10 protein-coding genes are annotated in these 13,383 nt (G+C 70.0%); 6 read left to right on the top strand and 4 right to left on the bottom strand.

What is annotated here, in order from left to right:
- Positions 1–55: 55 nt before the first annotated feature.
- Together OHO83_RS27000 and OHO83_RS26995 are read right to left on the bottom strand one after the other, a co-directional pair.
- Positions 56–1,138, bottom strand: coding sequence for a nucleotidyltransferase family protein (locus OHO83_RS27000; RefSeq protein WP_266671210.1), 1,083 nt, complete (start codon positions 1,136–1,138; stop codon positions 56–58).
- Positions 1,139–1,221: 83 nt separating this feature from the next.
- On the bottom strand, positions 1,222–2,601 hold the full coding sequence (locus tag OHO83_RS26995) for a peptidoglycan recognition protein family protein (protein ID WP_266671212.1): 1,380 nt from the start codon (positions 2,599–2,601) through the stop codon (positions 1,222–1,224).
- Between the two features lie 149 nt (positions 2,602–2,750).
- On the opposite strand from OHO83_RS26995, the gene OHO83_RS26990 reads away from it, so the two are divergent.
- From OHO83_RS26990 to OHO83_RS26975, 4 genes are all read left to right on the top strand, one after another.
- Complete coding sequence (locus OHO83_RS26990) at positions 2,751–3,506, top strand: TIGR03089 family protein (RefSeq protein WP_266671214.1); 756 nt, start codon at positions 2,751–2,753, stop codon at positions 3,504–3,506.
- A gap of 184 nt (positions 3,507–3,690) precedes the next feature.
- Complete coding sequence (locus tag OHO83_RS26985) at positions 3,691–4,947, top strand: LCP family protein (RefSeq protein ID WP_266676398.1); 1,257 nt, start codon at positions 3,691–3,693, stop codon at positions 4,945–4,947.
- Between the two features lie 226 nt (positions 4,948–5,173).
- Entirely contained in the window at positions 5,174–6,907 is a 1,734-nt protein-coding gene (locus OHO83_RS26980) for an LCP family protein (RefSeq protein ID WP_330279816.1), read from the top strand.
- An 81-nt stretch (positions 6,908–6,988) separates the two neighbouring features.
- The gene (locus OHO83_RS26975; protein WP_266671218.1) at positions 6,989–8,656 is read left to right on the top strand and encodes an LCP family protein; all 1,668 of its coding nucleotides are present in this window, start codon (positions 6,989–6,991) and stop codon (positions 8,654–8,656) included.
- Between the two features lie 81 nt (positions 8,657–8,737).
- Here the strand turns inward: OHO83_RS26975 and OHO83_RS26970 are convergent, their stop codons facing one another.
- Complete coding sequence (locus OHO83_RS26970; RefSeq protein ID WP_266671220.1) at positions 8,738–9,766, bottom strand: glycosyltransferase family 2 protein; 1,029 nt, start codon at positions 9,764–9,766, stop codon at positions 8,738–8,740.
- 127 nt (positions 9,767–9,893) lie between these two features.
- On the opposite strand from OHO83_RS26970, the gene OHO83_RS26965 reads away from it, so the two are divergent.
- Positions 9,894–11,366, top strand: a complete 1,473-nt coding sequence (locus OHO83_RS26965; RefSeq protein ID WP_443066063.1) for an LCP family protein — start codon at positions 9,894–9,896, stop codon at positions 11,364–11,366.
- A 24-nt stretch (positions 11,367–11,390) separates the two neighbouring features.
- Here the strand turns inward: OHO83_RS26965 and OHO83_RS26960 are convergent, their stop codons facing one another.
- Entirely contained in the window at positions 11,391–11,939 is a 549-nt protein-coding gene (locus OHO83_RS26960) for an acyl-CoA thioesterase (protein ID WP_266671224.1), read from the bottom strand.
- Positions 11,940–12,057: 118 nt separating this feature from the next.
- On the opposite strand from OHO83_RS26960, the gene OHO83_RS26955 reads away from it, so the two are divergent.
- Complete coding sequence (locus OHO83_RS26955; protein WP_329434903.1) at positions 12,058–13,356, top strand: LCP family protein; 1,299 nt, start codon at positions 12,058–12,060, stop codon at positions 13,354–13,356.
- Positions 13,357–13,383 lie beyond the last annotated feature (27 nt).

The raw sequence follows: 13,383 nt of genomic DNA, 5'->3' as shown, positions 1-13,383 counted from the left end.
CGCCGGCCCCTAGTGGTCCGAGGAGACGACCCCTGCCGGTCCGAGGAGGCCGCCCCTACTGGTCCGAGGAGAAGCGCACCGCCGCCGCCGGGATACGGGCGTCGCACCACACCCGTACACCCGACTGGAGTTCGTTGTCCGCGCCGACCGTCGCGCCGTCGCCGATCACCGCGCCCGTCAGGACCGTGCGGGCGCCCACGTGGGCGCCGCGGCCGATCAGGGAGTCGGTGACGACCGCGCCCGCCTCGACCGTCGCGTCCGCGAGGATCGCGCTGCCCGAGATGCGGGCGCCCTCGCCGACCGTCGCGTTCTCGCAGACGACCGTGCCGTCCGTGAGCTTCGCGCCGGGGGCGACGGAGGCGGTGGGCAGCGTGAGGCTGTCGCCGCGCCGGCCGGGGACCGCCGGGGACGGCGCGCGCCCGAGGACGAGGTCGGCGGAGCCGCGCACGAAGGCCTGGGGGGTGCCCAGGTCCAGCCAGTACGTGGAGTCGACCATGCCCTGGAGGTGGGCGCCGGACGCGAGCAGGTCGGGGAACGTCTCGCGTTCCACGGAGACGGGGCGGCCCGTCGGGATCGTGTCGATGACCGAGCGGCGGAACACGTAGGCGCCCGCGTTGATCTGGTCGGTGACGATCTCCTCGGGCGTCTGGGGCTTCTCCAGGAAGGCCTGGACCCGGCCCGTCGCGTCCGTGGGGACCAGGCCGAACGCCCGCGGGTCCTCGACCCGGGACAGATGAAGGGAGACGTCCGCGCCGGTGGTCTCGTGCTCGTCCACCAGGGCACGGATGTCGAGGCCGGTGAGGATGTCACCGTTGAAGATGAGGACCGGGTCGTCGGGTCCCGAGTGGAGCCGGGACGCGACGTTGCGGATCGCGCCGCCGGTGCCGAGGGGCTCCTCCTCGGTGACGTACTCCAGATGCAGTCCGAGGCGCGAGCCGTCACCGAAGTACGGCTCGAAGACCTCGGCGAGGTACGAGGTGGCGAGCACGATGTGCTCGACGCCCGCAGCTCTCGCCCGGGCCAGCTGGTGGGTGAGGAACGGGACGCCCGCCGCCGGGACCATCGGCTTGGGTGTGTTCACGGTGAGCGGTCGCAGTCGGGTGCCCTTGCCGCCGACCAGGAGGATCGCTTCTGTCACCTGTCGTCTCTGCTTCCTGCTGGGGCCGGTCGAACTGCCTTTCGGCCGGCCAGTGTATGCAGACTGTGGGGTGCGGCCGGGCGTCAGCGGCCCTGGAGACTGGCCGATGTGGACCGGGCGGTGCCGAGCTTGTTGTAGAGGAGGCGCCCCGGGCACTCGGTCGCGAAGCCGTCCCGGTGCCCCGAGATCACGTTCAGTCGAACGCTCTCTCCCTTGCGGTACAGATTGCCACCGGCCGACGTGAGATATGTCTTACCGCTCGGATTCCCCCCGTAGAGGCCAAGCTTCCAGGCCGCCAGGCGGGCGAGGCCCTTCACCGCGGCGGCCGACGGCTTCGAGGAGCTGAAGGTCCCGAGCACCGCGACGCCCATGCTGTTCGTGTTGAACCCGAGGGTGTGGGCGCCCTTGACCGGCTTCGCCACGCCACCGGCACGGCCCTCGTAGATGTTGCCGCACTTGTCGACGAGGAAGTTGTAGCCGATGTCGCGCCAGCCCATGCTCTTCACGTGATAGCGGTAGATACCGCGGATGACTGAAGGGGCCTGCGAGCAGCTGTAGTTGTTGCCCGTGACGCTGTGGTGCACGAAGACCGCCTTGACCTTCGAGGTGTAGCCGAAGTTCGCCTCGCGCAGCGTCTCGTCGGCGCCCCAGCCCTTGCGCGTGACGATGCTCGGGCGCGGGCCGATGAAGGGGCCGGCCTTCGCGTGGGCCTCACCGCCGCGCGCCGCGATCAGTTCGCTCTCGGTCTCCTTCTTGCTGAGGGCGGGGATGACGTCCGCGCCGGGCGGGGCCAGGTCCGCGTTGACGGCGGAGGCAGCCGCCGACTCCGCGGTCAGCGCTCCGGCGCGGGGGACATCGGCGGGGGCACCGCCGGGCGGGGACTCGTGGCCGGGGTCGACCAGTTCGAGGTGCAGGCCCTTGGGCAGAGGCGCCTGAGCGGCGGAGTTCGCGGCGGGTCCGGCGGGCGCGGCGGCCCGGTCCGCCTGGGCGGCCCCGGGGCGCACACGCACCTCCACGCCGTCGGAGGCGCCGACCCACAGCGGGGCCGTGGCGCCGCGCAGCCGGCCCGAGTCGTGCTCGGCCGTGCCGGGGTCGGGGGCGTGGTCGCCGTTGTGGGTCTCGACCTCCTGCCAGCCGGACCAGCGGGCGGTGCCCGTGGCGCGCGTACGCACCTGGACGCTGCCCTCCAGGTCGGCGGCCGGGTCGTCCCAGATGACGCCGACGAGGGAGAAGGGGTGCACATCGCGCTGCGTCAGGCCCTGTTCGCCCGGGGCGCGCAGGCCGCGGTCGCGGGGCAGGACGGTCAGGGGCAGCGACTGGGTGCTGCCGGATATGGCTCCGGCGGTCAGGGCACTGGCGGCCGAAGGGGTCGTGGCTGCCCCGGCTCCGGAAGACAGGGCGAACGGAAGGGACAGGGCGGCCGCACACGCGACGCCGATCGAGGAAGCTATGAATCCACGCATGCAAACGATCGTGGACATAGCTGTACATATCTGTCCATCGGGAAGTGTCATCGGTGGGCAGGGGAATTGACAGTTCATCGGGCCGACACGGCGTCAAGGTTCCCCCGGTCGGCCGCACGCCGCCCCGCGCCCCGCGTACCCTTGCGCCCGTGAACGCCACCGACCGCACCCCCGCCGACCTGCTGCGATCCGCGCTCGCCGCCGATCCAGGACGCCCACTGGTGACCTTCTACGACGACGCCACGGGCGAACGCGTCGAACTGTCCGTGGCCACCTTCGCCAACTGGGTGGCCAAGACCGCCAATCTCCTCCAGGGCGACCTCGCCGCACAGCCCGGCGACCGGCTCGCGCTGCTGCTGCCCGCGCACTGGCAGAGCGCCGTGTGGCTGCTCGCGTGCGCGTCGGTCGGAGTCGTCGCCGACGTCGACGGTGACCCGGCCGCCGCCGACCTCGTCGTCAGCGGCCCCGACTCGCTGGAGCGGGCACGTGCCTGCTCCGGCGAGCGGGTGGCGCTCGCCCTGCGTCCGCTCGGCGGCCGCTTCCCCCAGCCTCCGGAGGGCTTCGCCGACTACGCGGTCGAGGTGCCGGGGCAGGGCGACCGGTTCGCTCCGTTCTCGCCCGTGGACCCGCAGGAGCCCGCGCTCGTCGTCGCGGGGGCCGAGCTCACCGGCGCCGAGGTCGTCGAGAAGGCGCGGGCCGACGCCGCGGACCTCGGCCTGACGGGCCCCGGTTCGCGCCTGCTGTCCGGACTCCCGTACGACACCTGGCGCGGCCTGAGCGCGGGCCTGTACGCCCCGCTCGCCACCGGCGGTTCCGTCGTCCTGTGCCGCCACCTCGACGGCCTGGACCAGGAGTCCCTGGCCAAGCGGGTGGAGAACGAGCGGGTCTCGACGACCGCACGCTGAGACACCCGGGCCGGCGTCACCCGTTCGGCCCTGTCCACCCCTGGGCCACCGGGCCCCGGGCGCCGTGCCGGGCGATGGTCGAAGGGGCGCACCTGCGCACCGTCGTCGTCATGAGGGGTGGACTCACGTGACCGAATCCGCAGGCCCGCCCCCGGAATCACGACACACGGGCGACGACGACGCGGTGGGGCCGGCCGGGCACGGGTCGGGCGCGGGCTCGTCCCCCACGGGGGCGGGCACGGCCCGGCGGCGCCGGCGCTGGCTGCGGTACACGGCGATCGGGGCCGGCGTCGCGGTGCTCGCCGCGGGCGGCACCGGCTGGGCGGTCTACGAGAAGCTCCAGGGGAACATCACCGAGGACACCGACGCGGCCGCCGAGCTCGCCCGCTACGAGAAGGAGCGGCCCACCTCGCTCGTGCGCGGCGCGCAGAACATCCTGCTGGTCGGCTCCGACTCGCGGGCCGGCGCCGGCAACCGCAAGTACGGCCGCGACTCGGGCACCCAGCGCTCGGACACGACGATCCTGCTGCACATATCCGCCGACCACAAAAGGGCCATCGCGGTCTCGCTGCCCCGCGACCTGATGGTGGACATTCCGAGCTGCCGCACGCGCAAGGGCTCCCGCACCGGCCCCATGTTCGCGATGTTCAACTACGCCTTCGAGCAGGGCGGTTCCGCCTGCACGATCCGTACGGTCGAGAAGCTCACCGGCATCCGTATCGGTCACCACATGGTCGTCGACTTCAGCGGGTTCAAGGACATGGTCGACGCCGTGGACGGGGTCGAGGTCTGCCTGAAGGAGCCCATGAACGACCGAGCGGCGCACCTGAAGCTGCCCGCGGGCAAGCAGACCCTCAGCGGCGAGCAGGCGCTCGGCTTCGTGCGGGCTCGCAAGAGCCTCGGCAACGGCAGCGACACCGACCGGATGGACCGCCAGCAGCAGTTCCTCGGCGCCCTGGTGAACAAGGTGCAGAGCAACCAGGTGCTGCTCAACCCGACGAAGCTGTACCCCGTGCTCGACGCGGCCACCTCGTCCCTGACCACGGACCCCGGGCTCGCCAGTCTGCGCGGCCTCTACAACCTCGTACGCGGCATGCGGGATATTCCGACCGAACGCGTCCAATTCCTGACGGTGCCGCGGCGCAGTTACATCTACAACGCCAACCGTGACCAGCTCGTCCAGCCCGCGGCCGAGCAGCTCTTCACGCAACTGCGCACCGACGCCCCCGTCGTGGTCGCCAGAAAGACGCCGAAGGAGAGCGCCGCCCGGAAATCCTCCGACGGCTCCGGCGAGGACAGCTCGGACACGGACGACATGGCGTACGAGCACGACGGATTCGACGACGGGAAGCCCGGCGACCCCTCCGTTTCGTCCGGTTCCTCCGCCAGTCCGGCACCCACGTTCCGCGGCAACACGGCCGCCCAGGATGCCTGCAGGTAAAGCGATTCCCAAGGGGTTCGCGTCACGTCCAAAGAAATAGGACGGATTGCCCAGTTGTAGGGGAGTGGAATTTGTCACCGCCGTCGCTTGACGCTGAACTGGGCGGATAGTGTGAGCGATCCGGTGCACCCGGCCAACGACGGTCGCGCACTGATTACCGACTGACCGAGCGCCTTCTTGAGGGGGACAAGGCGCCGCGTGGCCCCGACGGAGGATGCAGACAACCGTGGACGCGCAAGGCCGTGGGCGGGCGGACAACATCGACCCCGCAGACCAGTGGGTACTCAACCCGAACACCGGCGATTACGAACTGCGACTGAACCCTTCCTCTGGGCAGTCGGCCGTACCCGGACCTCGCAGGTCTTCCCAACGCTCCACCGGGCAACGGGGACAGACCGGACAGAACCGGCAGAACGGCAGGACCCGCGAGGAACAGGGCAGCCGCGAGGTACCCGGCCAGCGCAGGCGGCGGGCCCCTCAGCCGGAGCCGGCCAGCAGGCGCCGGTCCAAGAGCAAGAAGAAGTCCAAGGGCAAAAAGGCGCTCCTGTGGACGGGCGGCGTCATGGCCTTCGTCATGGTCGCGGGCGCGGGCGGTGCCTACCTGTATCTGCGCCACCTCGACGGCAACATCAACAAGCAGGACGTCGTCGGCGCGAAGAACGGCTTCAGCAAGGACGAGGCGTTCAACATCCTGCTGATCGGTACGGACAAACGCACCGGCAAGGGCAACGCGGGCTACGGCGACAAGAACAGCGTCGGCCACGCCGACACCAACATCCTGCTGCACGTGGCCAAGGACCGTTCGAACGCGACCGCGTTGAGCATCCCGCGCGACCTCATCACCGACATCCCGGCCTGCAAGGTGAGGGAGGACGGCGTGCTGAGGACGATCAGCGGAACGCCTGACACCCGCTTCAACACCAGCCTCGGCCAGAGCGGCCGGGACGCGGGCTGCACGATGGCAACGGTCAAGGCCATAACGGGAGTTCAGCCCGACCACTTCATGATGGCCGACTTCAACGCCGTCAAGACGCTCACGACGGCGGTCGGCGGTGTGGACATCTGCCTCGCCAAGGACGTCGACGACCCCGACTCGCATCTGAAGCTCTCCAAGGGCAAGCACACCGTCCAGGGCGAACAGGCCCTCGCGTTCGTGCGCACCCGGCACAGCTTCGGCAACCAGGGCGACCTGGACCGCATCCAGCAGCAGCAGCAGTTCCTCGGATCGCTGATGCGCAAGATGAGCTCCGGCGACACGCTCACCAGCCCGACCAAACTGAGCAGTCTGGCGGAGGCGGCGACCAAGGCACTGACGGTGGACAGCGGCATAGGAAGCCTCAGCGAGCTCAAGGACGTGGCCCTGGAGCTGAAGAAGGTGCCGCCGAAGAACATCACCTTCACCACGCTCCCGGTGATCGACAACCCCGCCGAGAAGGTCCACGCGACGGTCGTCGTCAACCCGGCCAAGGCAGACCCGCTGTTCGCGATGATCCGGGACGACGTCTCCCTGACCGAGGTGGCGAAGGACAAGAAGGCGGCCAAGTCGAAGCAGGACGCGCTGCTCAAGGGCTCCCGCGCCGACGCCTCCGAGGTCCGGGTCGACATCTACAACGGCAGCGAGACCGTCGGCGCCGCACAGACGACGCTGACCTGGCTGCAGAACACCGAGGGCGTCCTCAAGTCGAGCCAGCTGGGCAACGCGCCGAAGAAGCTGTCGAAAACGACGCTCGAGTACGCGCCGGACCAGGCCGACCAGGCACGCCGGCTCGCCGACATCATGGGGCTGCCCTCATCCGCCATGAAGCCCGGCAAGAGCGAGAAGAACGACCAGGGCCTGCCGGCGATGATCCTGACCCTCGGCTCGGACTTCAAGGCGGCCGGCACACCCATCGCCGCCCCGTCGAAGGCGCCGGAGGACATCCAGAAAGCAACAGCGGACAAGACTGTGTGCGCCAAGTGACCAACCTCGGCCGCCTCTTGACTGTCTAACAGACAGGATCGGGGCGGCCGAAGTGTAGGCCGGGGGCGGGAGGGGTGGGGCATGAGGCAGAGCAGTGTGCGCGGGGAAGTGCCGCGAGCACGGGTCCGTCGGCCGGTCGACTCGGGTGATCCGGGCCGACGCGGCGGTTCGCACGAGGCCGGGGGGCCCGAGGGCGGACAGCGGCGGGGCAAAGGGCAGGGCGACGGCGACGGGCCGCGCGGGCACCGCCGCGGCCGCGCGCGCCCGCGGCGCCGCAGACATCGGATACTGCGCTGGTTCTCGATCACCCTCGCCGTACTGACAGTCGGCACCGCGGGAGCGGGCTACCTCTGGTACGAGCATCTCAACAGCAACATCAAGACGGACAAGCTCAACATCGGTGAGCACCGGGCGGCGAAGCCGACGCCGAACGCGGCGGGCCAGACCCCGCTGAACATCCTGCTGATCGGCTCGGACGCGCGGGACTCCAAGGCCAACCAGAAGCTCGGCGGCGCCAAGGACACCTTCGGCGGCGTGCCGCTCGCGGACGTGCAGATGCTGGTCCACCTCTCCGCGGACCGCAGCAACATGTCGGTGGTGAGCATGCCGCGCGACACCCTGCTCAAGCTGCCGAAGTGCACCGACCCGAAGACAGGCAAGGAGTACCCGGCCACGGTGGGGCGGCAGATGACGAACGAGTCGCTCGGCCGCGGCGGCCCCGGCTGCACGGTGGCCACCTGGGAACTGCTGACCGGCATCCACATCGACCATTTCATGATGGTCGACTTCGCGGGCGTGGTCTCCATGGCCGACGCCATCGGCGGCGTACCGGTGTGTGTGGACGCCAACATCCACTCCAAGGACAGTCTGGGCCACGGCTCGGGCCTGAAGCTGGCGAAGGGCACCCACCCGGTCAAGGGCAAGCAGGCCCTGCAGTGGCTGCGTACGCGCTATGGCTTCGAGGACGGCAGCGACATCGCGCGCACCAAGGCGCAGCACATGTACATGAACTCGATGGTGCGCCAGATGCGGGAGAACGCGACCATCACCAACCCCGGCAAGCTGCGCAGCCTCGCCGAGGAGGCCACGAAGGCGCTCCGCGTCGACGAGGGCCTCGACACGGTCAAGAAGCTCTACGACCTGAGCAACGAGCTGAAGAAGCCTGCGCCGAAACGCATCACGATGACGACGATGCCGTTCGTGTACGTGGGCGCGCGCGTGGCCCCGAAGCCGGGCGACGCGGACAAGCTGTTCCGGCTCGTGCGCGAGGACGTGGCCCTGGACGGCAAGGACAAGAAGAAGGCGCCGGTGAAGGAGTCGGACGATCCGGCGGCGGCCGACGGCGAGATCGCGGTGCAGGTGCAGAACGGCACGCGGACGGCGGAGCTGCCCGCGGCGTCGGGCCGGGCCGGCACGGTGGCGCAGATCCTGACGGCGAAGGGCTTCACGAAGGCGTCCGCCGACCAGGCGCAGTCACTGAGCGAGGAGAAGACGGTCATCCGCTTCCCCAGCGTCGACCTGGAGGGCGATGCCCAGCGGGTCGCCAAGTCCCTTGGTATTCCGCTGAGTTCGGTGAAGAAGTCGACCGATGTCTCCGGGGTGACGCTCGTCGTGGGCGACGACTGGCGAGAGGGGAACTCCTACCCGAAGGCCTCGAAGGACGACGACACCACCCCGGACACGGCGCTGGCGCTGAACGGTTCGGACACGAAGGCCTGCATGAAGGTGAACAAGAACTTCACCTGGTGACGCGCGCTCCGGGGCCGACGGAATCGGCCCCGGAGAGACCGGCCCCTGGAGACCGGCCCCTCAAAAGACCAGGAAAGAAGCTCACGCCTCGCTGAGTACGGCCGGGCGCCGCGACGCGATGACCCTCTTCGCGAGAGAGCGCGGGCTGGTCAGGAAACCCCAGCCCCACGACATGTGCATCGTGGCGAGCGCGACCGGGATCTGCAGGCGCGCCTTCAGAGGCAGCCCCTTGCCGGCCGGCACCGAACCGGCCGCGATGGCCGCCAGGTAGCCGCCGGGGATCACGAAGCCCCACGGCGTCACGAGCGCGCCCACGACGACACCCGCGGCGATCGCGCACACGGCGACCGGCGGCGCGAGGTAGCGCAGGTTGATCGAGCCGGCGTGGTAACGGGCGACGACGTGCCGCCAGCGGCCGTAGTCCTTGTACTGCTTGGCGAGCGCCTTCACGCTGGGCCGCGGCCGGTACGAGACCTTCAGCTCGGGCGAGAACCAGATCAGGCCGCCGGCCTCGCGGATGCGGAAGTTCAGCTCCCAGTCCTGGGCGCGGATGAACTCGATGTTGTAGCCGCCCTGCTGCTCAAGGGCCTCGCGCCGGAAGACACCCAGGAACACGGTCTCGGCCTGCTGGGCCTCGCCGCCCGTGTGGAAGGCCGCGTTGCCGACGCCGATCTTCGACGTCATGGCGGCGGCGACCGCGTCCTCCCAGTCGTTCTCGCCCTCGGCGTGCATGATGCCGCCGACGTTCTGGGCGCCGGTCTCCTCCAGGAGGCGGACGGCCGTCGCGATGTAGTTCGGCGAGAGCATGCCGTGTCCGTCGACGCGCACCACGATGGGGTGGCGGGACGCCTCGATCGCGGCGTTCAGCGCCGCGGGCGTGCGGCCCGTGGGGTTCGGCACGGTGTGGACCCGGGGATCCTCGCGGACGAGCTCCGCGGCGATCTCGTCCGTGCGGTCCGAGGAGGGGCCGAGCGCGACCACGACCTCCATCTCGCCGCCGTACTCCTGCGCCAGGATCGCCTCGACGGCTCCGCGCAGGTGCCGCTCCTCGTTGAGGACGGGCATGATCACCGATACGGGCGGAAGCTGCTTGTCGGAATTCGCGTTCATCAGGCGTCACGTTACCGCTAATGGGGGACACCGGCGCGCGCCGCCGTGGTCACTACCGCGGGCAGGAGATCGTACGGGCCTACGGTGCTCGCGATCCCACGCCCACCTTCTCGGAGGTGTCCCCCACGTGCCCAGTCCGCCGACCCGCTCCCCCGCACGCCCACCACGTCCCCCACGGCAGGAGCGCGGCCGTCCCCCCGTGCCCGCCCCCGTACGGAGGAAGAAGCCCCGGTGGGCCATGCGGGTGGCGACGGCGGTCTCGGTCACGGTTCTCGCGGCCGGCGGGATCGGGCACGCGGTCGTCACCGGGCTCGACACCGAGATCAACCGCGTCGACCCCTTCAAGGACATGAAGAACCGGCCCTCCGGCGGTCACGGGATGAACGTGCTGCTCGTGGGCACCGACGGTCGCGACAACATCACCCCGGCGGAGAAGCAGAAGTACCGGCTGGGCGGTGCGCCCTGTCACTGCACGGACACGATCATGATCGTGCACCTCTCCGCCGACCGGGACCGCGCGAGCATCGTCAGCCTGCCCCGGGACTCGTACGCCGAGATCCCCGCGCACACCGACGGGACGACGGGCGAGCAGCACTACCAGCACCCGGTGAAGATCAACGCGGCGTATGCGGAGGGCGGGCCCCATCTGACCGTGCGCACCGTCGAGCACATGACCGGGGTGAAGATCGACCACTATCTCGAGGTCGACTTCACCAGCTTCATGAAGACGGTGGACGTGCTCGGCGGCGTCCAGATCTGCACGGCCAAGCCGCTCAAGGACTCGTACACCGGGCTCGACATGGCCGTCGGCACGCACACCCTCGACGGCGGCCAGGCCCTCCAGTACGTGCGCGCCCGGCACGCCGACGGGGCGGGCGACGTGGGCCGGATGCAGCGCCAGCAGCGCTTCCTCGCCGCGCTCATCGCGAAGACCACGTCGTCCGGGGTGCTCCTGAACCCGGTCAAGTTCCGTGATGTGGCGCGCACCCTGCTCAGCTCCGTGCGCGCGGACCGGGGGTTCGGCACGGACCAGATGGTCGAGCTCGGGCAGGCGATGCGGGGGTTCTCACCGTCGTCGTCGGAGTTCACGACCGTGCCGATCGGCAACGTCAGCTTCCCGGTCCCGGGCATCGGCTCGACGGTGAAGTGGGACCCGGCGAAGTCCGGGAAGCTGTTCAAGGCGCTGCGCGAGGACAAGCCGCTCGCCGTGCGCCGCACGAAGAAGAAGGAGACGGTCGTCGGCGTCGCCCCGCAGCAGATCCGCGTCCAGGTCGAGAACGGCACGATGACACCGGGTCTCGGCAGGAAGGTGGACGCGGCGCTGCGGGGGACGGGGTTCCGCACGAGCGGTACGCCGATGAACGCGGCACAGCGCACCGCCCAGCACACGGTGGTTCTCTACGACCCGCGCTGGGACCGGTCGGCGAAGGCGCTGGCGACGGCGCTGCCGGGCGCGCAGCTCCAGGCCGTGAACGGACAGGGCCCGGTACTGAAGGTGGTGGCGGGCCCCGACTTCAAGGCGGTCAGCGCGGTGCGGGCCGAGGACGTCCGCCAGGGCGAGTTCGGGGCGATCACCGGGGACCAGGTCGTGTGCGGCTGACGCCCCGCCGCCGAGCGGAAGGCCCTAGTCCTCGATGCCGTCGGCCGCGCGCTGTTCCCGCAGTTCCCTGATCGCGCGGCGACGTGCGAGCCGGTGCTGGCGGCGGATCTGGGCCTCCTGGTAACGCCGCTTGTCGCGCTCGCTCTCCGGGAGCACGGGCGGCACCGAGCGGGGCTTGCCGTCGGCGTCGACCGCGGCGAACACGAGGTACGCGGAGCCGACCTGCTGGGCCGGAGTCGACTCGTTCCAGCGTTCGGCCAGAACCCGGACCCCTACCTCCATGGAGGTGCGGCCCGTCCAGTTGACCTGTGCCTTCACATGGACCAGGTCTCCCACGCGCACCGGCTCCAGGAAGACCATCTCGTCCATGGAGGCGGTGACGGCGGGTCCGCCCGAGTGCCGTCCGGCCACCGCGCCCGCCGCGTCGTCGACCAGTTTCATGATCACGCCACCATGTACCGTTCCGAGCAGGTTGGTGTCGTTGTGGGTCATGATGTGCGACAACGTCGTACGGGAAGCTGAGGTCGGCTTACCCGGAATTTCGGATTCCGTGCCGCGGGCCTGGTCTGTCATGGCCTCCACCTTATGCCGGGCAGGACACGGGCTGCTTTGTGTCAGCTCTGCAACAGCCCCGACCCGATTCGCCACCCACCCTTGTGGGGCGCACAGTCCAGGACTGCACACTGGGGCCATGAACGATTGGCCAGAGGGTTGGGGCGAAAGTCAGGGCGGCGGCGACCGCGGTTACGGTCGCGGCAGTGCCAGCGCGCGCCCCGAGGGCGCCCGCGCGATGCCGCATGTGCAGCGCGGACAGGGCGGCGGTTCCCGCCGCTCCGCGCCGCCCCGGCCCACGGTCCCGGCGCAGCCCTCCTACGGCGAGGGCCACGGGGACCAGTACGACAGCGGCTACAACACCGGCCAGGTCTACGGCGGTGGCGGCGGGCGCCGCGGCGGCGGCTACGTACCGAACGACAACGACCCGGCCGACGGGTACGCGCCCCCGCGGCCTCGGCCGAACTGGCGCCGGCGCATCAAGTGGACCGTCCTCACCCTCGTCGTCGTGTTCGCCGGTGTGAGCATCGGCACGTACTTCTGGGCCGACTCCAAGCTCCACCGTGACGTCGACCTCTCCAAGGTCATAGAACGGCCCGAGACCGGTAAGGGCACGAACTACCTCATAGTCGGCACCGACAGCCGGGCCGGGATGTCCGCCGAGGAGAAGAAGAAGCTGCACACCGGGTCCGCCGAGGGCAAGCGCACGGACACGATGATGATCCTGCACACCGGCGACAACGGCAGCACGATGATCTCCCTGCCGCGTGACTCGAACGTCACCATCCCGTCCTACAAGGGCTCGGACTCCGGCAAGCTCTACCCGAACCAGGGCCGCCAGGTGAAGCTCAACGCCGCCTACGCGGAGGACGGCCCCGAACTGCTCGTGCGGACCGTCGAGTTCAACACGGGGCTGCACATCGACCACTACGCGGAGATCGGCTTCGGCGGCTTCGCGAAGATCGTGGACGCGGTCGGCGGCGTCGAGATGAACCTGAAGGAGGGCTTCAAGGACAAGTGGTCCGGAGCCGACTTCCAGAAGGGCAAGCAGACGCTGAACGGCCAGCAGGCCCTGGCCTTCGTCCGTACCCGCCACGCGTTCGCGGCGAGCGACCTCCAGCGCACCAAGAACCAGCAGGCGTTCCTGTCGGCGCTGGCCCACCAGGTGGCCACTCCGTCGACGGTCATGAACCCGTTCAAGCTCTACCCGACGATGGGCGCGGGCCTCGACTCGCTCGTGGTCGACAAGGACATGAGCCTGTGGGACCTGGGCTCGATGTTCTTCGCCATGAAGGGCGTCACGGGCGGCGACGGCAAGTCGATGAACATGCCGGTCTCCGGCTCCGTCAACGGCAACCTCGTCTGGGACAAGACCAAGGTCAAGCAGCTGGTGGGCGAGCTCAAGAACGACGAGACCGTGACGGTCTCGGGCAACTGACGCGAGAGAACGGGGCAGTTGGCCGGC

It is taken from the genome of Streptomyces sp. NBC_00569 (genome assembly GCF_036345255.1).
In the GTDB taxonomy this organism is placed as follows: Bacteria; Actinomycetota; Actinomycetes; order Streptomycetales; family Streptomycetaceae; genus Streptomyces.
The sequence above is the reverse complement of the archived record's forward strand: the minus strand, read 5'-3'. Positions and strand labels throughout refer to the sequence as shown.